Below are 24,872 nucleotides of genomic sequence, written 5' to 3'. Positions count from 1 at the left end.
GCCAAACTCCTATACGAGGTCACCGGCCAGAACCGGGCCTCAAGATGGTCGTTCGGTAGCAGGCGAAGGCTAATCTCCTTAACAGGGTCCAATGCCCTAATTTTCGATCCAGCCTGAAACCTATCCGCCTCTCCCAACACCTTTAACAGCATCGGGCGCATCTGCCGCTCACCGACCATTCATGCCATCTCCTTATTCCTTAGCGCAGTCACGACCTACATCCTCCTGTTGAGCGGACCGCAGGTGCCGTCCTTGCTTTTCTGGTTGGCCGGCGGCTTTCAGGGACGTTCGTGGACGCAGCTCGCATACATGGCCCCATGGGTTTTTCTGGGCACCGCCGGCGCATTGGCATGTCAGCGCGTGATCGGGCTTCTCGCGCTTAGCGAACAGGCGGCGGCCGGGATGGGATTGCAGCTCTCGTTTTGGAAGCCATTGCTGCTTCTTTTCGCGGTTTTTCCCGTGGCTGGCGTTACGCCGGTAGCCGGTCCCGTCGCCTTCGTCGGCTTGGCAGCACCGCATATCGCCCGGCTTTTGGGGCCGAAGGGTCCTGGATGGACGATTGGGCTGACCGCGGCAATCGGCGGCCTGATGGTAGTTGCCGCCGACGTGATTGCGCGAAGCGTTGCCGCTCCCCAGGAACTTCCGGTTGGCATCGTCACGGCACTGATGGGAGGGCCGTTGTTCATCTACCTCGTGCAAAGCCGCAGCTTCTCCTTCAAGGGAGAAGCGTGATCATGGCCATCTCCTTGTCGCTCCGAAACACCGGCAGCACCGGGTTTCTGCTTGCCTTTGTCGTCATCGCGCTCCTCTCGTTCGTGCTAGCGGTGTTTGTGGGCGTCGCTGACATTCCGCCATCGGATGTCATCGCCGTGTTTACGGGAGGCGGTTCGCAGCAGGCGCAATCGGTCATCATGGATATCCGCCTGCCTCGCATCGTGACGGGAATACTGGCCGGCATTCATCTCGCCGTTGCCGGCCATATTCTCCAAAGCGTTACCCGCAACCCGCTCGCCGATCCATCTATTATGGGTGTCTCTCAGGGAGCAACGCTTGCAGTCACCATCTTCCTGCTGTTCACGGTCTACTTGCACTATAGCGGCTCGACCACCCTGCCCGAGCTCCCACTTGAGTGGCTGCCGGCCGTCGGCACGGTGGGTGGCCTTCTGGCAGGCGGCATCATCTATCTGCTTGCCTTTCGCCTCGACCTGGGGCCGCTTCGCATTACGCTTTGCGGCATCGCCGTCGGGGCCGTGTTGCAGGCCCTGGCCATTGGATTGATCGCGGGCTGGGGCTCGGCGCGGATGGAAGTGCTGCTGGAATGGCTTTCCGGCAGTCTCTACGCGCGAAGTTGGGAACATGCTGCCTTCCTGTTTCCATATACGCTTGCCGGTCTCGCCGTCTTGCCGATGATCCGAAGGCCACTGGAACTTCTGCGCTTCGATGCTTCCACGGCCCGATCCTTCGGGCTTTCCTATCGGCGGCAGTTCTCGCTTGCGCTGCTTCTGTCCTGCGCACTTGCGGCAAGCGCGGTCGGCACGGTGGGCCCGATCGTTTTCATCGGGCTCATCGTCCCTCACCTTGCCCGCTTTCTCGCCGGCAAGCGTATCGCGCTCGTGCTGCCGCTGACGATCGCCCTCGGCGCTGTAACCGTTACCTTGGGAGACCTTGTCGGCCGACTCATAGGGCAGGCCGACGAAATCCCGATCGGCATTGTCACGGCCATCTCAGGCGTTCCCGTGCTTATCGCGCTTCTTCGCAAAACCCCATGAGGATGCCATGCTGCTGTCCTGCTCCCGTCTATCCGTCGCCTATGGTGCTCGAAGAGCGCTGAATGCCCTCGATCTCTCCTTCAGACCGGGCGAAATCCGCGCGCTGATCGGACCCAACGGCTCCGGAAAGAGCACGGCCCTTCAGGCCCTTTCCGGTCTGATCAAACCGGCGGGAGGAAATACGGAAATCGATGGCAGGCCGATCGCATCCATGTCGCGGCGGCAATTGGCCAAGCACCTGGCATTTTTGCCGCAACAACCGACCGCACCTGACGAGATGACCGTGGCGCAACTGGTGCGGCAAGGTCGCTTCGCGCATGTCGGTCTGTTCCGGAACTATGGTCCGCAAGACGAAGACGCCATTCGCTGGGCTTTGGAAAGCACTGGCCTTCTGAGCTTCGCTAACAGGAGCCTGCGGGAACTGTCCGGCGGCGAGCGCCAGCGGGCCTGGATCTCGGCAGCGATTGCACAGGAAGCACGAATCCTGCTTCTCGATGAGCCGACATCGTTCCTGGACATCGGCTACCAGGTGGAAGTCCTCGATCTTGTCTATCGGCTGAGCCGGGAAAAAGGTGTCACCATCATCATGGCGATCCACGATCTCAACCAGGCAATGTCCGTCTGTGATCAGATCTCGTTGCTCGATAAAGGCAATCTGGTCTTTGACGGTGACCCAAAGGTGTTGGCCGACACAGGGCTGATCGAAAAAGTGTTCCGGGTGAAAGGTCGTTTCGTGCCGATCACCTCCGATGCGCCCCCGCATTTCGATGTCGAGCTTGCGCATCGGTATCATTAGGGGAAGGCGGCGTTGCAGAGCGCCGGCAGCATCGTTTCATCGACAGGACATCCCGAAGCAGTGCTGACGGAAAGCAATGCCGGGATACAGAACGTGGCGGTCGGCCGATCATGGCAAGACAATCATGATCCGGCGCCAAACTTTTATTCGCAGGGCGCGTTCCTATATATACGAACAAATGGTGTTTCTGCCTAAGGACAAGAGAAACAATGTTACGTGCAGTTCCGCGTTTCACTAAGCTTGCAGCCATCGTCGCTCTGGCCGTCGTCACGTCCCTTGCGAGCTTCGGCGATGCCGATGCGCGTCGTGCCGGCAGTTTCGGCGGATTTGGCAGCCGCGGTGCGAGAACCTTTGACTCTCCCGCGATAACGCGCACCGCTCCGACCCAGGCCGCTCCCATCGATCGGTCCATGACGCCCCGGCCGCAGGCCCAAACGCAATCGCCGATCAATGCGCAGCCGCGTCCCAGCCCCTTCAATGGTTTCGGTCGGTCGATGATCGGCGGATTGATCGCGGGCGGCCTTCTCGGGATGCTGCTTGGACACGGCTTCGGCGGCGGCTTTGGCTTCCTTGGCCTGCTGCTGCAGATCGGCCTGATCGTTGCCGCGATCAGCTTCGCCATGCGGTTCTTCGCAAGCCGGCAGCGAACCTCCTATTCCGCATCGGGATCGAACGCGTCTTATAATATGAACGCGCCACGGCCCTCTTCCTTTTCCATTCCGTCGATAGGGAGCGGAGCTGCAGCTCCGGCACAAAGACAAAGACATGCCAATGACGAGATCGGGCTGTCGCAAGCCGATCTCGACCGTTTCGAACAGCTTCTAACGGAAGTCCAGTCGGCTTATGGCGCTGAGGATTACAACACGCTACGCCGTCTCACCACGCCCGAGGCAATGTCCTATCTTGCCGAAGAGCTTGGAGAAAACGCGACTAAGGGTGTCCGCAACAGCGTCACCGATGTTCGTCTGCTGCAGGGCGATATCTCGGAAGCCTGGCGCGAGGGCAATGCCGAATATGCCACTCTCGCCATGCGCTATTCGAGCGTCGACGCGCTGCTCGATCGCACGACGGGAAGACTTGTCGACGGCGACGATCGCAATGCGTCTGAGACCACCGAGGTCTGGACCTTCGTGCGCAAGCCTGGTTCCGACTGGAAGCTTTCGGCTATTCAGGGAACAGAACTCCATCACGCTTGAGCCTGCCTCGGCAGGCTCAAGTCTCATCGGCCGATCTCACCACCCAAAGTCAGACCGTCAGGTAAGACAAAGCGTCTGCCGCGGAATCGTCGCTGGAGCTCGTCGTCAACGCGGCGAGCTGTGCCGAAGTCATGGAAGCGAGCTGACCTGACGTAAAAGCCTCAGCCTGGGACGTCGACAAGGCCGCCAGAGCACTGGTGCTCAGCCCCGAGATCGCGCCCGTAGTCAGGGAGATGATCTGCTCGGTTGAAAAGGCTGCGAGGTCAGTACCATCCAGTGCCGCAGCCTGCATGACGTCGAATGAACTGACCTGCGATGCCGACAGCGCTCCGATTTGCGCAGTACTCATTGCCGCCACCTGGACGTAGCTCAGCGAAGCAATCTGGCCTGTCGTCAAAGCCGCGACTTCGTCGGAGGACAGGGACGCGATGGCAGTCGTGGACAAGCCCCTGATCGCCGTCGAGCTGATCGCCGCAAGTTCGTCGGTCGAGAACGTTTCCAGATCCGTGGTGGTCAACCCAGCAAGCCCGGCGGAGCTCATTGCGGCGATCTGACTGGTGGAGAGCGCTTCGACCTGTTCCTCGCTAAGAACTTTGACCTGATCGCTCGTCAATCCGGAGACGCCTGCAGTACTCAAAGCGGCAATTTCATCGGTCGAAAGCGTGGCGATGAAGTCCGTGGACAGCCCCTTTATCGAGCTTGAGCCAATCGCAGCAAGTTCTTCCTGCGAGAAGGTGTCCAGCATATCCGTGGTGAGCCCCTTGAGTGCGTCCGAACTCAATGCAGCTATCTGGCTGGTCGAGAATGTTTCGACCTGCTCAATGGTCAAGGCGCCGGCCTGGGCGCTGCCGAGGCCCGCGATGCCTGCGGTGCCAAGTGCCGCGACCTGCTCGACCGAAAGCGAGGCGATGTCGGTGGTACTCATCGCCGCAATTTGCTTGGAGGTCAGAGCGCCGACCTGCGCCGTCGTCAGGGCATCCACCTGATCCGTGCTGAGGACGGCGATCTGGCTGGTAGTGAGGCCCGATATGGCCGCCATACCCAGCGCCGCGACCTGGGCCGCCGTCAGCGAGGCGACCGTCGCCGTCGACAAGCCCGAGATCGCACTCGAACCGATGGCGGCAATCTCCGCGGTCGTAAAGGTATCCAGATCGTCTGCACTCAGAGCAGCAACCTGTTTCGAGCTGAGCGCGCTGATCTGCGCGCTGGTCAAGGCCTCGACCTGATCGGTGCTGAGCACCGCGATCTGGTCGGTAGTCAGGCCCGCGATACCTGCCGTGCCAAGTGCCGCGACCTGCTCGACAGAAAGCGAGGCAATGTCGGTGGTACTCATCGCCGCAATCTGCTTCGAGGTCAGAGCACCGACCTGAGCCGTTGTCAGGGCATCTATCTGACTTGTGCTCAGAACTGCAATTTGATCGGTGGTCAGACCCGAAATCGCCGCCGTACCCAGCGCTGCGATCTGGGTAGGCGTCAGCGAGGCGATCGTTGCCGTCGACAAGCCCGATGCCGCGCTGGAACCGATCGCGGCCATCTCCGCGGCGGTGAAAGTATCCAGATCCTCCGCGCTGAGGGCGGCAATCTGCTTCGAGCTCAGCGCACCGATCTGCGTACTGTTCAGCGCCTCGACCTGATAGGTGTTCAGGGCCGCGATCTGATCGGTGGTCAGCCCCGCAATGCCCGCCGTGCCAAGGGCCGCGACCTGATCCAGCGAAAGCGAGGCAATGTCGGCGGTATTCAGGGCCGCAATCTGTTTCGATGTCAGAGCGCCGACCTGGGCCGTCGTCAGGGCATCCACCTGATCGGTGCTGAGAATGGCGATCTGGTCGGTGGTCAGCCCCGATATGCCCGCCGTGCCCAGTGCTGCGACCTGGCTTGGCGTCAGCGAGGCGATCGTTGCCGTCAATAAGCCCGAGGCCGCGCTGGAACCGATCGCTGCCATCTCCGCGGTAGTGAAGGTATCCAGATCATCCGCGCTGAGAGCGGCAATCTGCTTCGAACTGAACGCTCCGACCTGGGTAGTGGTCAGGGCCTCGACCTGATCGGTGCTGAGCACCGCGATCTGATCTGTGCTCAGACCCTCGATGCCTGCCGTGCCGAGAGCCGCGACCTGCTCTACGGAAAGCGAAGCGATGTCGGTGGTACTCATCGCGGCAATCTGTTTCGATGTCAGAGCGCCCACCTGCGCCGTTGTCAGGGCATCCACCTGATCGGTGCTGAGGATGACGATCTGATCGGTAGTCAGACCCGCTATGCCCGCTGTGCCCAAGGCTGCAATCTGGGTGGGAGTCAGCGACGCGATCGTTTCCGTCGACAAGCCCGAGACCGCGACCGAACCGATCGCGGCCATCTCTGCGGCGGTGAAAGTATCCAAATCCTCCGCGCTGAGGGCGGCGATCTGCTTCGAGCTGAGGGCACCGACCTGGGTACTGGTCAGCGCCTCGACCTGATCGGTGCTGAGCGCTGCGATCTGATCGGTGGTCAGACCCGCCATGCCCGCCGTGCTCAAAGAGGCCATCTGGCTCGCCGAAAGCGAAGCGATCTCGCTGGTGCTCAGGGCCGCAATCTGCCTCGAACCGAGCACGCCGATCTGAGAATTGGTCAAAGCGTCCACCTGATCGGTGCTGAGAGCGACAATCTGCTTGGTGCTCAATCCGCTAACGCCTGCCGTACTCAAGGCGGCGATCTGAGCCGTCGTCAAAGCGGCGATCACATCCGTCGACAGTCCGGGGATGGCATTCGAACCGATCGCGGCAATGTCCTTGGTCGAGAACATGGCGATGTCGTCAGACCCCAGCACCGTAAGCTGTGCGGAACTGAGGGCGCCGATCTGCGTGCTGGTCAAAGCCTCGATCTGAGCAGTGTTCATGGCCGCGATCTGCCTGGTGCTCAGCGTATTGATGTCTGCCGTGCTCAACGCTGCGACCTGGGCGGTCGACAGGGAGGCGATCGTGTCCGTCGACAAGCCGGCGATGGCATTCGAACTGATCGCCGCAATGTCCTTGGTCGAGAAGGTTGCTATGTCATCCGCGCTGAGGATGGCGATCTGTCTCGAACTCAGCGCCCCGATCTGGGTACTCGTCAAAGCCTCCACCTGAGCGGTGCTCAAGGCTGCGATCTGCGCGGTACTCAGAGCGCTGACGCCTAGCGTACTCAGGGCCGCGATCTGAGCCGTCGTCAAGGAAGCTATCGTCGCTGTCGAGAGCCCCGGGATCGCACTCGAACTGATCGCCGCAATGTCCTTGGTCGAGAAGGTTGCTATGTCGTCCGCGCTAAGCACGGTAATCTGCGAGGAATTGAGAGTGCCGACCTGGGCGCTGGTCAAGGCTTCCGCCTGGCTGGTACTGAGCGCCGCTAGCTGCTTGGAGCTCAATCCCGCAACACCACCGGTGCTCAGGGAGGCAATCTGGGCCGTTGAAAGAGCCTCTATGTCGCTTGTGCTCAAGGCAGCAACTTGCGCCGAACTCAGCGCTGCTATCTGCTTGGTCGACAGGAGCGAAATCTGGCTGGTGCTGAGAGCAGCGATCTGGCTGGTCGAAAATCCAGCGACGCCGGCGGTGCTCAGGGCTGCGATCTGGGTCGATGAAAGCGATGCTATATCGCCCGTGGTCAGTGCCGCGACTTGCGTCGAGCTGAGTGCGCCGATCTGGGAACTGGTCAAGGCATCGATCTGACTGGAGCTGAGGGCCGCGATCTGATCGGCTGTCAGGCCCGAAACGCCCGATGTACTCAACACCGCAATTTTGTCGGTAGACAAGACTGCAACATCGTCGCCAAAGGCGGCGACTTGCGCCGAACTCAACGCCTTGACCTGCGCGGCGGACAGGAGACCGACCTGAACTGTACTCAAGGCGTCGACCTGATCGGTCGTCAGGCTGGCAATCGCGCTGGTGCTCAGCGAGGCGAGCTGATCTGTGGTGAGAGCGGCGATAGCGTCCGCGCTCAAGCCCGACATGCCCTTGCTGGCGATCGCCGCGATATCGGCGGTCGAGAAGGTCGCTATGTCATCCGTGCCCAGAGCCCCAAGTTGCGTTGAACTCAGCGCCGTCACCTGCGCGGTGGACAGGGCTTCGACCTGATCGGTGGTCAAAGCTTCGATCTGATCGGCCGTGAGGCTCGCAACCGCGCTGGTGCTCAGCGCAGCAATCTGTGTGGTGGTGAGAGCTCCGATAACGTCAGCGCTGAGGCCCGGCATGGCCTTGTTCGTGATGGCCGCGATATCGGAGGTCGAGAACGCTGCTATGTCGTCGGCGCTCAGGGCCGAAAGTTGCACCGAAGTCAGCGCCTTGACCTGCATTGTGGACAGGGCCGCGACTTGATCGGTGCTCAAAGCATCAATTTGATCGGCCGTCAGGCTTGCAACCGCGCTGGTGCTCAGCGCAGCAATCTGAACGGTCGACAGGGCTTCGATCTGATCGGCGCTCAAGGCCTGAAGTTGCACGGTCTTGAGGGCATTGATCTGGAGTGTGGTCAACACGGCAATCTGATCGTCGGAAAGCGCCGCGACAGTGTCGGTGCTCAAGCCTGTCAGGGCTTTGCTCGTGATCGCTGTGATATCGGCGGTGGAGAAGGTCGCTATGTCCTCCCCGCTCAAGGCTCCAAGCTGCGTCGAAGTCAATGATTTCACCTGTACTGAGGACAGGGCTTCGATCTGGCTCGTGCTCAAGGCCGCGAGTTGCGCGGTTTTGAGGACTGCGATCTGCAGCGTCGTCAACGCAGCGATCTGATCGGTGCTAAGCGCCGCAATAGTATCCGTGCTCATGCCCGGCAGGGCTTTGGTGGTGATTGCCGCCATATCGGCGGTCGAGAACGTCGCTATATCTTCCGCGTTGAGGGCGGCGAGTTGTGTCGAAGTTAATGACTTCACCTGTGTCGGCGATAACGCCTCGACCTGATCGGTGCTCAACGCCTGGAGCTGCACTGATGTGAGGGCACTGAGCTGGGCCGTCGTCAACGAGGCGATCTGACCTGTCGTGAACGCCGCAACAATCTCCGTGCTCAGACCCGGCATGGCCTTGCCTGCGATCGCCGTGATATCGGCGGTCGAGAACGTCGCTATGTCCTCCGGACTTAGAGCAGCAAGTTGTGTCGAACTCAGAGCCTTCACCTGCGTCGACGACAGGGCTTCGACTTGGCTCGTGCTCATGGCCGCGAGTTGCGCTGTCTTGAGGGCTGCGATCTGCAGCGTCGACAAAACCGAGATCTGCTTCGTGGTGAGCTCTGCGACAACATCCGTGCTGAGGCCCGGTATGGCTTTGCTCGTGATCGCCGCGATGTCCGTGGTCGAGAACGCCGCTATGTCATCCGTGCCCATTGCCGCAAGCTGCGTCGAACTCAGCGCCTTCACCTGTGTTGTGGACAGGGCCTTGACCTGGTCGGTGCTCAAAGCTGCGATCTGATCCGTCGTCAGGCCTAAGATAGCAAGAGTGCTCAGAGCGGCGATCTGATGGGTGGAGAGGGCTTCGATAATGCCCGTACCCAAGCCCGAGATGCCCTTGCTCGTGATCGCTGCCATATCGGCGGTCGAGAATGTCGCTATGTCATCCGTGCTGAGAGCGCCAAGCTGTACCGAGGACAGGGCTTTGACCTGCGCCGTCGTCAGGGCTTCGACCTGATCGGTGCTCATGCTCGCGATCTGATCGGTGGTCAGGCTTGCGATCGCACCGGTGCTCAAAGCAGCAATTTGCGTGGTCGACAGGCCATCGAGCTGATCGGTGTCCAACGCCTGGAGCTGCGTTGTCTTTAGGGCGTGGATCTGAGCTGTCGTCAATACGGCAATCTGATCGGAGGACAGCGCTGCGATAATGTCCGTGCTCAGGCCCGTCACTGCCTTGCTCGCGATCGCCGCGATGTCGGCGGTCGAGAACACCACTATGTCCTCCGTGCCCAAGACAGAAAGTTGCGTCGAAGTCAGCGCCGTCACTTGTGCCGGCGACAAGGTTTCGACCTGCTCCGCGTTCAAGGCCGCGACTTGCGCCGTCGTGAGGCTGGCAATCTGAGCCGTCGTCAATGCAGCCATCTGATCGGTGGAGAGCCCCGCGATGATGTCCGCACCCAGACCCGGGATGGCCTTATTCGTGATCGCTGCAATATCGGCGGAGGAGAAGGTTGCTATATCCTCCGAACTCAGAGCGGAGAGCTGCGTTGAACTCAACACCTTGATCTGCGTCGACGACAGGGCATCGACCTGATCGGGACTCAAGGCCTCGACCTGATTGGTCGTCAGGCTTGCAATCGCGCTGGTGCTGAAGGCAGCGATCTGATCCGTGGTGAGGGCTGCGATCATATCCTCACTCAAGCCATGCACGGCCCTGTTCGTGATCGCCGCGATATCGGCGGTCGAAAATGTCGCTATGTCATCCGTGCCGAGAGCCTCAAGCTGCGTCGAACTCAACACTTTGACCTGTGTCGACGACAGGGCTTCGACCTGATCCGCACTCAAAGCCACGATCTGATCGGTCGTCAAACTTGCAACCGCACTGGTGCCCAGAGCGGCGATCTGGCCGGTGCTGAGCCCCGCGAGAATTTTCGTACTCAAGCCCAAGATGCCCTTATTCGTGATCGCCGCGATATCGGCCGTCGAGAATGTCGCTATGTCATCCGAGCCGAGGGCTGCGAGTTGCGTCGAGCTCAGCGTCTTCACCTGCGCCGACGTCAAGGCCTCGACCTGATCGGTGCTCAGGACAGCGATCTGATCGCTCGTCAGGCCTGCGATTGCGCTGGTATTCAAGGCAGCAATCTGATCGGTCGACAGGGTCTCCAACTGTTCGGTGTCCAGGGCCTGGAGCTGCGTCGTTTTAAGGGCACTGATCTGGCCTGTCGTGAATGCAGCGATCTGCTCGGAGGAGAGCGCCGCGATAGCATCGGTGCTCAGGCCCGACATGGCCTTGCTGGGAATCGAGGCGATATCGGCGGTCGAGAACGTCGCAATATCATCCGCAGTCAGAGCCGAAAGTTGCGACGCTTTGAGGGCGCCAACCTGAGACGTGGTTAGCGCCTCCGCCTGATCTGTCGTCAGACCATGAAGCTGCGTCGTCGTCAGCGCCCAAACCTGGCCCGAACTCAGACTTTCGATGGCAAGCTTATCGAGAATGCTCAACTGATCCAGCGTCAGACCAATGATGGCGCCTTGCGAAATAGCGCCCAACTGCTCGGTGTCGAGGACTTTGACATCCTCCGTATCCAGAGCTGCGATCTGAGCCGAAGAAAGCGCTGCGATCTGAGCTGTGGAAAGCGACGCCACATCTTCGGTGGACCAAGCCGCGACCGTCGCCGTCGACAGAAGTCTGATCTGATTGACACTCAGGGAAGAACTGATCGAAGTCATGCCCACAAATCCTAAACGTGAAGTCCACCGTCTCAACAACCGACACGCGGTCTTAATGTCCAAGCTCTCAACGAGCATCGGCCATGCGAGTCTGCCATCCTGTCAATGCTGAGTACGAAAAGGGGCTTGCCTGAACCTGAAGTTGACTGGCTTTCGCTGAGCTCCCTTTCAAGGGCTCTCCGAACGATTTTCCATCGCAAAACCAAAGAGATCGAGGCATTCCCCGATACCGGGCCAGCCTCGATCCTGCTGGGGCGGGCAAGAGGTCCCCAGCGGCTCTTCCGATTCCCTTATGATTTGGGGTCTGCCGTTATGGTTTCGCGCGGTCGGGATGAGCCGTCTGAAAAGCGGGCAGTTTGGCGCACTTGCCATCGATATCGACGATGCGCTTGAAATTGCTCAGGTCCACTCCCCAGCGGCGGGCGTTGTAGACCTGCGGAACAAGACAGAGATCCGCCATCGTCGGCTGATCTCCAAAGCTGAATGCTCCATTGAATTCACCCAGCATTGCTTCGACTTTGCGAAGTCCGTCCGAGATGAAGTGCTTCATCCATTCGTCCCGAGCGTCAGCCTTACCCGTTATGGTCGTGACATGCGCCACGACATGCGTATTGCATATGGGATGGACGTCCATGGCGATCGCGTAAGCAAGCGCCCGGACGCGTTGCCGGTCCGCAATGTCCGGCGGCATCAATCCGCACTCCGGCCGAAGCTCCGCCAGATATTCGATGATGGCGAGCGACTGCGTCAGCGTCCTTCCATCGATCACCAGCGTCGGCACGAATCCCTGCGGGTTGAGCGCCAGATAGTCCGCGCTCCTCTGCTCGCCTTCCAGCAAGTTGATCGGCACGGTCTTATAGCCGATCTCAAGCATGTTGAGCGCGATGCGGACACGATAGCTCGCCGATGATCTCCAGTAGTCGTAGAGAACCACCTCATTCATTGTGGCTTCGACCCTTCATATCTCTCGACCGTCTGCTCGATCGCCCCGAAGATTGAATGCCCGCCCCGATCCTTCATCTCGATGCGGACCTCGTCTCCGAACTTCATGAAGGGGGTCTTCGGGGATCCGGTTTCAATGGTCTCGATCATCCGAATCTCGGCGATGCAGGAATAGCCGTCTCCTCCGTTTTCGATCGGCTTGCCCGGACCGCCATCCAACTTGTTGGAAACCGTTCCCGAGCCGACGATCGTTCCGGCAGCAAGATTGCGAGTCTTGGCGGCATGGGCGATCAGTTGAGCAAAATCAAACGTCATGTCGATGCCCGCGTTTGCCTTGCCGAATGCCTTGCCATTCAAAGTCACCAGCAGCGGCAGATGCACCTTGCCGCCATCCCACGCCTCTCCAAGTTCGTCCGGCGTCACCGCGACGGGCGAAAATGCCGATGCTGGTTTGGACTGGAAGAAACCGAACCCCTTTGCCAGCTCTTCCGGTATGAGGCCGCGCAGAGATACGTCGTTGACGAGCATCAGCAGGCGGATGGCGCTGCGGGCAGCCTCCGGATCGGAGCCCATGGCAACATCGCCAGTAATGACGGCAACCTCGCCTTCCATGTCGATCCCATAAGCCTCGTCAGCCATAACGATCGGATCGCGCGGGCCAAGGAAACCGTCTGAGCCGCCTTGGTACATCAGCGGATCGACCCAGAAGCTCGCCGGCATCTCGGCATTGCGCGCCGTGCGCACCAGCTCCACATGGTTGACGTAAGCCGAACCGTCGGCCCACTGATAGGCTCGCGGCAAGGGGGATGCGGCCTCATGTTCGTGGAACCTGATCGTCGGCTGGGCTCCGGTCTCGATACCCTCCGCGATCAAGGCAAGTCTCGGAGCCACATGCTCCCAATCGTCGAGAGCTGCCTGCAGCGTGCGGGCGATGTGACCAACCTCGGAGCAGCGGGTCAGGTCACGGGAGACGACGACGAGCCGGCCGTCCCTTGTGGAGTCTTTTAAAGTCGCAAGCTTCATGTCCCAATCCCAGTGTTGGAGAACGTTTGGCCAGACTTCACTTGACGCCCGGCGTCCCGTCAAACCGTCGTTCCAGGCCGTCCCAGCACTCCAGATAATTGTCCTGCCGCGTTTCAATCTCGGCCGCGTATTTCGTCACTTGCTGCGGAAAGCGGGTTTCGAACATGAAAGCCATGGTCTGTTCCAGCTTGACGGGTTTGAGTTCGGAATTGGATGCCTTTTCGAAGCCCGAGGCATCCGGCCCATGCGGCAGCATCATATTGTGCAGGCTCATGCCGCCCGGCACGAAACCCTGCTCCTTTGCATCATATTGGCCGTGAATCAGGCCCATGAACTCGCTCATGATGTTGCGATGGTACCAAGGTGGGCGGAAGGTGTGTTCCGCCACCAGCCAGCGCGGCGGAAAGATCACGAAATCGACATTCGCCGTGCCGGCGCTTTCGGTCGGAGCGGTCAATACGGTGAATATCGACGGATCGGGGTGGTCGAACAGGATCGCGCCGACCGGGGCAAATGTCCGCAGGTCGTATTTATAGGGGATATAGTTGCCGTGCCAGGCGACCACATCGAGAGGTGAGTGGCCGATTTCCGTGACGTAGAACTTTCCACACCATTTCACATGCACGCGGCACGGCGTTTCCTTGTCCTCGAAAGCGGCAACGGGGGTCTTGAAGTCGCGCGGGTTTGCCAGGCAGTTCGCGCCGATAGGCCCGCGATCCGGCAGCGTGAATTTCGCGCCGTAGTTCTCACATATATATCCGCGCCAGACTTTCTCGTCGCCAATACGCTGCGCCTTGACCATCATGCCGCGCGGGATTACGCAGATTTCCAAGGGATCGATGTCCATCACGCCCATCTCGGTGAACACCCTGATAGCACCGACCTGCGGAACGATCAGCAACTCGCCATCGGCGTTGAAGAAATAATCATCCACCATGTCCTCGTTGAAGACATAGGCGTGTGCCGCCATGCCCGTCTGGGTCATGACATCGCCGGCGGTCGTGATCGTCCGAATCCCGTCGAGAAAGGTCAGCCTCTCGTTTGGAACGGGCACGGGGTCCCAGCGAAGCTGGCCGAGGGGAAGCGAATGTTCATCGAGGCAGGGCGCGGATTTCCAGAGCGGATAGGAAGCGTTCGAAAAGCGGCGGGTATGGCGCACGCTCGGGCGAATACGATAGAGCCAGGACCGTTCATTCGTACCGCGGGGAGCGGTGAACGGCGAGCCGGAAAGCTGCTCGGCGTAAAGACCATAATTGCATTTCTGCGGGCTGTTCTGGCCTTGCGGCAACGCGCCGGGAAGCGACTCGCTTTCGAAGTCGTTGCCGAATCCCGGCATATAGTCCAGCTTAGGCGCCGTCGCAGCCGCGCCATCCGAAGGCCGGGTTACTGCCTGTTCCATCATCAAATTCCTCCCGAAAATCGGGCGACCCCACATAGGCGCGGGGTCGCCGAAAGATCACTCCGCCGCGGTGCCGATGACGCCGCGCTTGATCTGATCCGCCTCGATCGACTCAAACAGGGCACGGAAGTTGCCCTCCCCGAAGCCTTCATCGCCCTTGCGCTGGATGAACTCGAAGAAGATCGGACCAATGACGGTTTTGGAGAAGATCTGGAGCAGGACTTTCGTCATGCCGCCGTTCACCACGCCTTCGCCATCGATGAGGATACCATGTTTCTTCATACGTTCGATGGGTTCATCATGACCGTTCACGCGGGCATAGGACATGTCGTAATAAGTTTCCGGAGGACCCGGCATGAAGCGGAGGCCGTTGGCGGCAAGCCGGTCGGTGCCGCTATAGATGTCTTCCGTTCCGACGGCGATGTGCTGGATGCCCTCGCCCTTGTATTTCTTCAGAAACTCCTCGATCTGGCTCGTATCGTCCTTCGATTCATTGAGCGGAATGCGGATTTTGCCGCAAGGCGAGGTGATGGCGCGGCTCACCAGGCCGGTGATACGGCCATCAATATCGAAGAAGTGGATCTGCTTGAAATTGAACAGCTCGCGATAGAAATCCCACCACTTGTCCATGTTGCCGCGGAAGACATTGTGCGTGAGATGGTCGAGATAGTAGAAGCCGACGCCTTCGGGACGCGGATCGCGCTCGCCAAGCCAATCGAACTCGGCGTCGTAAGCCGATCCCTTTTCACCGTAGGTCTCGACAAAATACAGCAGCGAACCGCCAATGCCGACGATCGCCGGAACGTCGAGCGCCTTGTCATTGCCTTCATAGGGAGTGGCGCCTTTTGACACCGCGTGGTCGAACGCATGTCTGGCGTCAACGACGCGCCAGGCCATTGACGGAGCGCAGGGACCATGCTCGGCAACGAAACGAGCGGCATGGCTGCCCGGCTCGGCGTTCAGGATATAGTTGATATCGCCCTGCCGCCAGACGGTGATGTCTTTCGTCTTGTGCTTGGCGACCGGAACGTAACCCATGCGCGTGAAGAGTTCGCGCAGCTTCTCGGGCTCCGGATGAGCGAATTCGACGAATTCGAAGCCATCGGTGCCGGCCGGATTGTCGGGGGTTATTTCCGAAGGCGGCGCATCATGCGGGAAAGGACCCATTTTCTTTCTCCTTCAGAGAGGATGAATTTGACTATGCAAAGTGTGGCCCAAAACACGCGCAAAGTTCTTGCATTCTTCATGCTTCAAGAAGATATTCTGCACAAATCGTGAGAATTTTTGAGATTTTCCGCAATGGATGAACAGCTCGACAAAATGGATTTGCGCCTGCTCCAGGAGCTTCAAAAGGACGGCAGGCTGACGAACAATGAATTGGGCGAGCGGATCGCGCTTTCACCCTCGCAATGCTCGCGCCGGCGGACGAGATTGGAGGCTGAAGGATATATTCGCAGCTACCAGGCCAACTTGGACCGGCAGAAACTGGGCCTGGATATGCTGGTGGTCATTTCCGTGACGCTCGCCACTCACAACAGGGACAATGCCCGCCGATTTTCGCAACTGATCAACGGACTGCCGGAAGTTCTTGAAGCCTATGCGCTGACGGGTGAAATGGACTATCACCTGAAGGTCGCGACCCGCGGGCTCAACGATCTCTCAAGGTTCGTCAACGACGTTCTGCTGCCCCACGAGTCCGTACAGCACGTGAAGACGTCGATCGTCCTTGATACGCTCAAGACATTCGAAGGATTTCCGGTGCTCATGCCGCATACATGGCATGGGGATAGTGCGCGTTGAATGCGATGTTAGATCGGCAACTCGGTCGAGAATTTCAGCTCGCGCAGCACAAAGCTCGATACGACCGTGCGCACATGCGGATTGCGCATGAGATATCGGGTCATGAAGGCTTCATAGCTTTCCACATCCCTCGCCCGGATCTTCAGCATATAGTCGAAGGCGCCGGATAGCGCATAACACTCCATGATCTCCGGCCGCTCCAGCACCACCGAAGCGAAAGACGCCACCGCCTCTTCGTGGTGATCCTCCAGCGTGACATGCGCGATTACGCAGAGCTTGAGATCGAGTTTTCCCGGATCCAGCAATGTCACGCGCTTGCGAATGACGCCATCGGATTCCAGCTCCTGGATCTTCCGCCAGGCCGAACTCTGCGACATGCCTGCGCTTTCCGCCAGGTCTGCCAGCGAGAGGCTGCCATCGGCCTGGATGAGCTGCAGAAGCTTGCGATGAAAATTCCCAGTTTCTTTCATTTTCGGCGCCATATTCGGGAATATTTCCCATCAATATGGCGATAGCCAACACAAAAGAAAAGAAAATCCTCAAAGGCCGGAGCATAATTGCAAGAGTACCGCAGTGCCTGGGAGGATTAGAATATGACCAAGGAAAGCACCTACACCGCCAAACTGCCCGGCCCGGACGGTTTATACGACTATACCGCCGAAGAAGATGCGATCTGGGGCGAACTTTATCAGCGTCAGATGAAGCTATTGGCCGGGTTGGCTTGCCGTGAATATCTGGACGGCGTCAAAACCCTGGGACTCAAGCCGGAAAAGGTGCCGCAGCTTCGCGACGTCAACCGGCGCTTGAACGAGACCACGGGCTTCGGCGTCGAAGGCGTGCCAGCGCTCATTCCGCCCTCGCGCTTCTACGAACTGCTGTCGCAAGGCAAATTCCCGCTCGCAACCTTTCTGCGCCGTCGCGAGCATATCGACTATATCGAGGAACCGGACCTGTTCCACGAGGTTTTCGGCCATTGTCCGCTGCTGACCAATCAAAGCTATGCCAATTTCGTGCGGCATTTTGGCGAAAGCGCCGTCCGCCTCGGCAAAGGCTATTCCTGGCATCTGTTCCGAATCTTCTGGTTCACCGTCGAATTCGGTCTGATCAACACGCCGCAGGGCCGCCGCTGCTTCGGCGCTGGTATCGTCTCATCGCCGAGCGAAACGAAGGCGGCAATGGAAGGCACGGCATGCGAATTTCGGCCGTTCGACCTGCTAAGCGTCCTCAGAACGCCCTACCGGATCGATATCGTCCAGCCGATCTACTATGTCATCGACAGCTTCGCCGACCTTGAAGCCATCGTCGAGCAGGATATTGAAGGCCAGATCCTCAAGGCAAAGTCGCTGGGTGATTTCCCGCCCGCCTTCGAAGCCAAGGCCTCCTGAGCCGGCGGCTGCGGTCACAATATCCGCTGACATCCACCGCTGACGGGGCGAGCAATGCCGCGCAACTCGCCCCGAACGGCGTCCTCCGGCGACGCCGCTTTATCGGTTTTGCCAGCAGCGCCTTGCTCGATTAATGTGCACCGCAGCAAAGGGCGCCCAAGATTTGACCATTCCGTCATCGAGCCACCAATCTTATTCCCCATTGATAATGCTAGGTTTTTTCACGCGCTGAATTTGGCACGCCGCTTGCTTCCTTATTTTTGAGGCCGATAAGGCTCACCAATTGGCGTCCAACGAGGGGCGCCCCAGGCAAAGCTGCTGATCAGGATTGACGAACGCGCTCTCAGCGTGCGCGAACCCTGGCCAGCAGCTTTTTTGTTTCAATTCGAACCTAGGAAGGCGCGACGTTGTCGCGCACGGAGAAGCTATGCCTGCTTTTGACCAAACGCCGACATCGTCCTCTGACCGTCCTCTGACGGTCCACAGCGCGCACTGTGGATATCGACAGTCGCATTCACGCTCTGTTTTGCGGTCTGGACAATCTTCGCGATCATCGGCATCCGTATCAAACAGGAGCTCGGCCTGAACGAGGCCGAGTTCGGCTTGCTGATCGGCACCCCCGTTCTGACCGGTTCGATCGTCCGCATCGTCCTCGGCATCTGGACCACTCGCTATGGCGGCCGACTCGTCTATACGCTCACCATGCTGGCCGCCGCATTGGCGACCTTCCTGCTCTCTTATGCGCATACCTATACGCAGATGCTGATCGCCGGCCTCGGCGTCGGCCTTGCCGGCGGCTCCTTTGCGGTCGGTGTCGCCTATGTCTCGCCCTTCTTCCCGCCCGAAAAGCAGGGAACGGCACTTGGCATCTTCGGAGCCGGCAATGTCGGTGCCGCAGTGACCAAGTTCGCAGCCCCCTTCGTCCTCCTCGCATGGGGATGGCAGGCAGTCGCTGAGATCTGGGCGCTGGTGCTTGCAGCCATGGCGGTCATCTTCTGGTTCACCACCACGGACGATCCGGCCTTCCGCGCCCGTCGCAACGGCGGCGCCTCCTCCAAGAGCCTGCTGCAGGAATTCGCGCCATTGAAGAATGTGCAGGTTTGGCGCTTCTCGCTCTATTACTTCTTCGCGTTCGGCGGCTTCGTCGCCCTGTCGCTGTGGTTGCCCCGTTATCTGGTCGGAGTCTATGGCTTCAACCTTGAGACTGCCGGCATGGTCGCTGCCGCCTATTCCATCCCGGGCAGCATCTTCCGCGCCTTCGGCGGCATGCTTTCCGACAAGAAGGGCGCTCGCAGCGTCATGTACACGATGCTAGCGGTATCGGCGCTCGCAACCTTGATCCTTTCACTGCCGGCTGCCACGGCCGCAGGCCCGGCCTTCGGCATCACGCCGGCCATCTTCATCGTCGTCATCTTCGTCCTTGGCTTCTTCATGAGCCTCGGCAAGGCGGCCGTCTACAAACACATCCCCGCCTACTATCCCGGCGCTGTCGGCGCTGTCGGCGGTATCGTCGGCATGATGGGCGGCCTTGGCGGCTTCATCCTGCCGATCGCCTTCGGCCTGCTCAAGGATATGACCGGCCTCTGGTCGAGCTGTTTCATGCTGCTCTTCGCGATCGTCGCCATCTCGATGGTATGGATGCATCTCTCCATCCGGCAATTGCAGCGGAACAGCGCATCGACCGCAAACACCAGCGTTTTTGCCCAGTAATTCGGATCGGAATTCCCTCATGACCCAGAAACTCATCATCATCGGCAACGGCATGGCGCCCGGCCGCATGCTGGAACATCTCCTCGAAAAAGCGCCCGGCCGCTATGAAGTGACGATCTTCAACGCCGAGCCGCGCGTCAATTACGACCGCATCATGCTGTCGCCGGTTCTTTCGGGCGAAAAGGACTATGAGCAGATCATCATCCATGGCGATGGCTGGTACATCAAGAACAACATCACCCTCTACAAGGGCCACAAGATCGTCGCCATCGATCGCGCCGCCAAGACCGTCACATCGGACCATGGCGTCACCGAAAGCTACGACAAGCTGGTGATTGCCACCGGTTCCGTACCCTTCATCATTCCGGTTCCTGGAAACGATTTGCCTGGTGTCTTGACCTATCGCGATCTGGACGACGTCAACGCCATGCTGCTTGCCGCGCAATCCCGCGCAAAGGCTGTCGTCATCGGCGGCGGTCTGCTCGGCCTCGAAGCTGCGGCAGGTCTCAGCTCGCGCGGCATGGACGTCACCGTGCTGCATGTCATGCCGACGCTGATGGAGCGCCAGCTCGATCCTGCTGCAGGCTACCTTCTGCAAAAGGCCGTCGAGGAACGCGGCATCAAGGTCATCACCAAAGCCAACACCAAGGCGATCGTGGGCGATGGCAAAGTCGAAGGCGTGGAATTGGCCGACGGTACCATCGTGCCGGCAACGCTGGTGGTCATGGCAGCCGGCATCCGCCCGAGTGCCGGCCTCGCGAAGGACGCCGGCCTCGCCGTCAACAGAGGCATCGTCGTCGATGCCGGCATGGGCACGTCAGACGGCGATATTTATGCGCTCGGCGAATGCGCCGAAGTGGGCGGTCAGGTCTACGGCCTGGTGGCACCGCTCTACGAGATGGCGCGCGTTGCCGCCGCGCAGCTTGCCGGCGATACCTCTGCCGGCTTCGTGCATTCCGATACGCCGACCAAGCTCAAGGTCACCGGCATAGATCTCTTTTCGATCGGCGACTTTGCGGACGGCGACGATCGCGAGGAAATCGTGCTGCGCGACGCCGCTGCCGGCGTCTACAAGCGCGTGATCCTCAAGGACAACCGCATCATCGGCACCGTGCTTTATGGCGAGACGTCTGACGGCGCATGGTTCAACGATCTGAAGAAGAAGGCGACCGATATTTCGGAGATGCGCGAGACGCTGATCTTCGGCCAGGCCTACCAGGGAGGGTCCGCGCTGGACCCTATGGCGGCCGTTGCAGCCTTGCCGGATGATGCGGAAATCTGCGGCTGCAACGGCGTTTGCAAGGGCAAAATCACCTCGACGATCACTGAAAAGGGCCTGACGTCCCTGGACGAGGTGCGTGCCCATACCAAGGCATCCGCCTCGTGCGGCTCCTGTACGGGACTCGTCGAACAATTGATGTCGATCACGCTTGGCGACAGCTATAACCCGGCCGCCGTCCAGCCGATGTGCGCCTGCACCGAGCTCGGCCATGACGATGTGCGCCGGCTGATCAAGGCCAAGGGGCTGAAGACCATCCCCGCCGTCATGCAGGAGCTGGAGTGGAAGACCTCCTGCGGCTGCGCGAAATGCCGGCCGGCGTTGAACTATTACCTCGTCTGCGACTGGCCGGATGAATATGCCGACGACTATCAGTCGCGCTTCATCAACGAGCGTGTTCACGCCAATATTCAGAAGGATGGCACCTATTCGGTCGTGCCGCGCATGTGGGGCGGCGTGACCAGTTCGAACGAGCTGCGCGCCATCGCCGATGTCGTCGACAAATTCGAGATCCCGATGGTGAAGGTGACCGGCGGTCAACGCATCGACCTGCTCGGCGTTCAGAAGGAAGACCTGCCCGCTGTCTGGGCCGATCTCGGCAAGGCGGGCTTCATCTCCGGCCAGGCCTACGCCAAAGGTCTGCGCACGGTAAAGACCTGCGTCGGCTCCGACTGGTGCCGCTTCGGCACGCAGGATTCGACCGGCCTCGGCATCCGCATCGAGAAGTTCATGTGGGGTTCGTGGACACCGGCCAAGCTCAAGATGGCGGTTTCCGGCTGTCCGCGCAATTGCGCCGAGGCGACCTGCAAGGATATCGGCGTCGTCTGCGTCGACAGCGGTTTCGAAATCCATTTCGCCGGCGCCGCCGGGCTCGACATCAAGGGCACGGAAGTGCTTGGCCTCGTCAAGACCGAGGATGAGGCGCTGGAGCATATCGTGGCGCTGACGCAGATGTATCGCGAGCAGGCCCGCTATCTCGAGCGCATCTATAAATGGGCCAAGCGCATCGGCCTCGACGAAATCCGCCGCCAGATCATGGAAGACGGTGAAAAGCGCAAGGCATACTACGAGCGCTTCGTCTTCAGCCAGAAATTCGCCCAGGTCGATCCCTGGTCGGAGCGCGTCTCCGGCAAGGACAAGCATGAGTTCAAGCCGATGGCGACGATCGGTTACCCGCAGGCCGCCGAGTAAGGAGATGGACATGAATTGGATTGAAATCGGCGACATCTCGGACATCCCGCTGCGCGGCGCGCGCTGCGTGAAGACACCGCAGGGCAAGGTCGCGGTCTTCCGCACCGCCGAAAACGAAGTCTTCGCCATCGAGGATCATTGCCCGCACAAGGGCGGACCGCTTTCGCAAGGGATCGTGCATGGCGCAGCGGTCACCTGCCCGCTGCACAATTGGGTCATCTCGCTTGAGACCGGCAAGGCGCTTGGGGCGGACGAAGGTTCGGTTCGGACCATACCGGTCCGCAATGAGGACGGCGTGCTGTCGATCAGGCTCGATAGTCTCATGATGGCGGCGGAATAGATGGTTTTGCGCCCAGCTCTATCTTCGGCTCTTGGAGGACACCGCAATGTCCGCTGAGACCAAAACGACCTGCCCCTATTGCGGCGTCGGCTGCGGCGTCATCGCCAGCGTCGATGATCACGGCAAGGTTTCCGTCAAAGGCGATCCCGATCATCCCTCCAATTACGGGCGCCTCTGTTCCAAGGGATCGGCGCTGGCGGAGACGATTGATCTTGAAGGCCGGCTTCTCTATCCGGAAGTCGGCGGTCAACGTGCGAGCTGGGACGAAGCCCTCGATCTGGTGGCGAACCGTTTTTCCGAGACCGTGGCCGCACATGGTCCGGATTCGGTCGCCTTCTACGTTTCCGGTCAGCTTCTGACCGAAGACTATTATCTCGCCAACAAGCTGATGAAGGGCTTTATCGGCTCGGCCAACATCGATACCAATTCGCGCCTCTGCATGTCGTCATCGGTGGCGGGTCATCGCCGTGCCTTCGGTTCGGATACGGTGCCAGGCACCTACGAGGACATCGAACTGGCCGATCTGGTGATCCTGACCGGCTCCAATCTCGCCTGGTGCCATCCGGTCCTCTACCAGCGCCTTGCCGCGGCCAAGGCTGAGCGCCCGGGAATGAAAGTGGTCGTCATCGATCCGCGCCGGACGATGACCTCCGATATCGCCGACCTGCATCTGGCAATCCGCCCAGATGGCGATGTCGCGCTATTCACGGGTCTGCTTGCTCGCCTCGCCCAGAGCTCCGCGATCGACCAGAATTTCATCGCGACCCACACAGAGGGCTTCCCGGAGGCTTTCGCCGAAGCCTCGGCGCTAAGCTTCAGCGATCTGCTCGACAAGACCGGTCTGCCGGCGATGCAACTGCGCGAGTTCTTCCGCCTGTTCGAGACGACGGAAAAGGTCGTGACCTGCTATAGCCAGGGCGTCAACCAATCATCCTCCGGCACCGACAAGGTCAACGCCATCCTCAATTGCCATCTGGCCACGGGACGCATCGGCCGTCCCGGCATGGGGCCGTTCTCCTTGACTGGCCAACCGAATGCCATGGGCGGACGAGAGGTCGGTGGGCTTGCCAATATGCTCGCCGCCCATATGGCGATCGAAAATGCGGATGATCGCGATCGTGTGCAGCGCTTCTGGAACTCCCCCGTCATTGCTGCGCGCCCAGGGCTGAAGGCCGTCGACATGTTTCGCGCGGTCGCCGATGGCCGGGTCAAAGCCCTGTGGATCATGGCGACCAATCCGGTGGTTTCGATGCCGGATGCCGACGCCGTCGAAGCGGCAATCAAGGCCTGTCCCTTCGTCGTCGTTTCCGATGTGCTGAAGCAGACGGATACGGCACGGCACGCGGACGTGTTGCTGCCCTCGCTCGGCTGGGGCGAGAAGGATGGCACCGTCACCAATTCCGAACGCCGGATTTCCCGGCAGCGCGGCTTTCTCCCCTCTCCCGGCGAGGCAAAAGCCGACTGGTGGCAGATGGCCGAAGTCGGTCGTCGGATGGGATTTTCCGAGGCTTTCTCGTTCCGCTCGCAGACCAGCATTTTTGCCGAACATGCCGCCCTTTCCAGCTTTGAGAATAACGGCAGCCGGGATTTCGATATCGGCGCCTGCGCGCAGATTGAGGCCGACGATTATGACGCGCTTTCGCCTTTCCAATGGCCGCAGCCTGTGGGTACGGCGCCGCAGACGACGCGCTTCTTCGCCAAAGGCGGATTTTTTCACGCCGATGGCAAGGCCCGTTTCGTGCCCGTGAAGATGCCCGTTTCGGACCGCACGAGCGCAGAATTCCCGTTCACGCTCAATACCGGCCGTATCCGCGACCAGTGGCACACGATGACCCGCACCGGCAAAAGCGCCCGGCTGTCGGCGCATATTGCCGAGCCCTTTGCCGAAATCCATCCTCGCGATGCGATGGAAATCGGCGTCAGCGACGCCAGTCTAATCGAGATCGAAAGCCCGCAAGGTAAGGTCATCGTTCGGGCATTGGTGACGGAACGGCAGGCGCGCAGCAACCTGTTCGTGCCCATGCATTGGAATGACAGTTTTGCCGCCAAAGCGCGCATCGATACCCTCGTCGCGCCCGTGACCGATCCCTTTTCCGGCCAGCCGGCATCGAAAAATGTCGCTGTTGCGGCGCGTCCTTTCGAGGCATCGCACTACGGCTTTGCAGTCTCCGTGGCAAAGCCGCAGCACCTCGAAGCTGCCTATTGGGCGCTCGCCAAGGCCGATGGCGGATGGCGGATGGAACTGGCTTTCGACAATGCCGTGGAAGATTGGGCGGACTGGTGCCGCACCACATTCGACATTCCTCCAGATGTCGAACCGCTCGGTTACGCCGATCAAACCTCCGGCGATCTGCGTCTGGCCTTCTTCGACGGAGACCGGCTGATTGCGGCGCTGTTTCTGGCGCGCCAGCCGGTGGCCGTCGCCCGCAACTGGGCGATAGCGCAACTCTCCGCATCGCACGGCAATATGCGCAAACGCTTTGCCCTGGTCGCCGGACGGCCGGGCGCCAATACTCCAGATCCCGGTGCAACGGTCTGCTCGTGTTTCGGCGTCGGCGTCAACCAGATCGTCGGTGCGGTTCGCAATGGTTGTCATAGCGTCGAGGCTGTCGGCAAAGCGCTGAATGCCGGAACCAATTGCGGTTCCTGCCGCGCCGAAATCCGCGGGATCATCGATGGCTGTCTTGCGACGGCGGCGGAATAGCCGACGCAAAG

At 60.1% G+C, this 24,872-nt stretch carries 15 protein-coding genes and 1 pseudogene; 10 read left to right on the top strand and 6 right to left on the bottom strand.

Features of this window, described 5'->3' with window-relative positions:
- Nucleotides 1-183: 183 nt before the first annotated feature.
- The 4 genes and pseudogenes from QDY28_RS16735 to QDY28_RS16720 all read left to right on the top strand — a co-directional run.
- A pseudogene (locus QDY28_RS16735) lies at nucleotides 184-732 on the top strand (FecCD family ABC transporter permease); the annotation flags it as partial.
- A 2-nt stretch (nucleotides 733-734) separates the two neighbouring features.
- Nucleotides 735-1,769, top strand: a complete 1,035-nt coding sequence (locus QDY28_RS16730) for a FecCD family ABC transporter permease (protein ID WP_331382798.1) — start codon at nucleotides 735-737, stop codon at nucleotides 1,767-1,769.
- A gap of 7 nt (nucleotides 1,770-1,776) precedes the next feature.
- Complete coding sequence (locus QDY28_RS16725) at nucleotides 1,777-2,565, top strand: ABC transporter ATP-binding protein (protein WP_331382797.1); 789 nt, start codon at nucleotides 1,777-1,779, stop codon at nucleotides 2,563-2,565.
- 209 nt (nucleotides 2,566-2,774) lie between these two features.
- Nucleotides 2,775-3,761, top strand: coding sequence for a Tim44 domain-containing protein (locus QDY28_RS16720; RefSeq protein WP_331382796.1), 987 nt, complete (start codon nucleotides 2,775-2,777; stop codon nucleotides 3,759-3,761).
- 49 nt (nucleotides 3,762-3,810) lie between these two features.
- On the opposite strand, the gene QDY28_RS16715 is transcribed toward QDY28_RS16720, so the two are convergent.
- The 5 genes from QDY28_RS16715 to hppD form a co-directional block, all read right to left on the bottom strand.
- Nucleotides 3,811-11,088: a beta strand repeat-containing protein gene (locus QDY28_RS16715; protein ID WP_331382795.1), complete on the bottom strand. Its 7,278-nt coding sequence runs from the start codon at nucleotides 11,086-11,088 to the stop codon at nucleotides 3,811-3,813.
- 310 nt (nucleotides 11,089-11,398) lie between these two features.
- On the bottom strand, nucleotides 11,399-12,031 hold the full coding sequence (maiA, locus tag QDY28_RS16710) for a maleylacetoacetate isomerase (RefSeq protein ID WP_331382794.1): 633 nt from the start codon (nucleotides 12,029-12,031) through the stop codon (nucleotides 11,399-11,401).
- Nucleotides 12,028-13,053 carry a fumarylacetoacetate hydrolase family protein gene (locus QDY28_RS16705; protein ID WP_331382793.1) on the bottom strand — a complete coding sequence of 342 codons (1,026 nt, stop codon included), beginning with the start codon at nucleotides 13,051-13,053 and terminating at the stop codon, nucleotides 12,028-12,030. Before QDY28_RS16705 ends, maiA begins: the two co-directional genes overlap by 4 nt.
- A 37-nt stretch (nucleotides 13,054-13,090) precedes the next feature.
- Nucleotides 13,091-14,452, bottom strand: coding sequence for a homogentisate 1,2-dioxygenase (hmgA, locus tag QDY28_RS16700; RefSeq protein ID WP_331382804.1), 1,362 nt, complete (start codon nucleotides 14,450-14,452; stop codon nucleotides 13,091-13,093).
- 57 nt (nucleotides 14,453-14,509) lie between these two features.
- Complete coding sequence (gene hppD / locus QDY28_RS16695; protein WP_331382792.1) at nucleotides 14,510-15,619, bottom strand: 4-hydroxyphenylpyruvate dioxygenase; 1,110 nt, start codon at nucleotides 15,617-15,619, stop codon at nucleotides 14,510-14,512.
- 132 nt (nucleotides 15,620-15,751) lie between these two features.
- Between hppD and QDY28_RS16690 the strand changes: the two genes are divergently transcribed.
- Complete coding sequence (locus tag QDY28_RS16690; RefSeq protein WP_331382791.1) at nucleotides 15,752-16,252, top strand: Lrp/AsnC family transcriptional regulator; 501 nt, start codon at nucleotides 15,752-15,754, stop codon at nucleotides 16,250-16,252.
- 8 nt (nucleotides 16,253-16,260) lie between these two features.
- Here the strand turns inward: QDY28_RS16690 and QDY28_RS16685 are convergent, their stop codons facing one another.
- Nucleotides 16,261-16,722 carry an Lrp/AsnC family transcriptional regulator gene (locus QDY28_RS16685; RefSeq protein WP_331382790.1) on the bottom strand — a complete coding sequence of 154 codons (462 nt, stop codon included), beginning with the start codon at nucleotides 16,720-16,722 and terminating at the stop codon, nucleotides 16,261-16,263.
- Between the two features lie 123 nt (nucleotides 16,723-16,845).
- Here QDY28_RS16685 and QDY28_RS16680 point away from each other — a divergent pair, with 123 nt between their 5' ends.
- The 5 genes from QDY28_RS16680 to QDY28_RS16660 all read left to right on the top strand — a co-directional run bounded on the left by QDY28_RS16680 (nucleotide 16,846) and on the right by QDY28_RS16660 (nucleotide 24,861).
- On the top strand, nucleotides 16,846-17,637 hold the full coding sequence (locus QDY28_RS16680; protein WP_331382789.1) for a phenylalanine 4-monooxygenase: 792 nt from the start codon (nucleotides 16,846-16,848) through the stop codon (nucleotides 17,635-17,637).
- 492 nt (nucleotides 17,638-18,129) lie between these two features.
- The gene (locus QDY28_RS16675; RefSeq protein WP_331382803.1) at nucleotides 18,130-19,347 is read left to right on the top strand and encodes an MFS transporter; all 1,218 of its coding nucleotides are present in this window, start codon (nucleotides 18,130-18,132) and stop codon (nucleotides 19,345-19,347) included.
- A gap of 19 nt (nucleotides 19,348-19,366) precedes the next feature.
- A complete protein-coding gene (gene nirB, locus QDY28_RS16670; protein ID WP_331382788.1) occupies nucleotides 19,367-21,817 on the top strand; it encodes a nitrite reductase large subunit NirB in 2,451 nt (816 codons plus the stop codon).
- Between the two features lie 4 nt (nucleotides 21,818-21,821).
- A complete protein-coding gene (gene nirD, locus QDY28_RS16665; RefSeq protein ID WP_331382787.1) occupies nucleotides 21,822-22,157 on the top strand; it encodes a nitrite reductase small subunit NirD in 336 nt (111 codons plus the stop codon).
- A 46-nt stretch (nucleotides 22,158-22,203) separates the two neighbouring features.
- Nucleotides 22,204-24,861 (top strand): nitrate reductase, encoded by a 2,658-nt coding sequence (locus QDY28_RS16660; RefSeq protein WP_331382786.1) that lies wholly within the window; start codon nucleotides 22,204-22,206, stop codon nucleotides 24,859-24,861.
- The last annotated feature ends 11 nt before the right edge of the window (nucleotides 24,862-24,872 follow it).

It is taken from the genome of Rhizobium sp. BR 362 (assembly GCF_036528765.1).
Lineage (GTDB): Bacteria > Pseudomonadota > Alphaproteobacteria > Rhizobiales > Rhizobiaceae > Rhizobium.
Note: the sequence above shows the minus strand (reverse complement) of the source record. Positions and strands in the feature narration are given on the sequence as shown.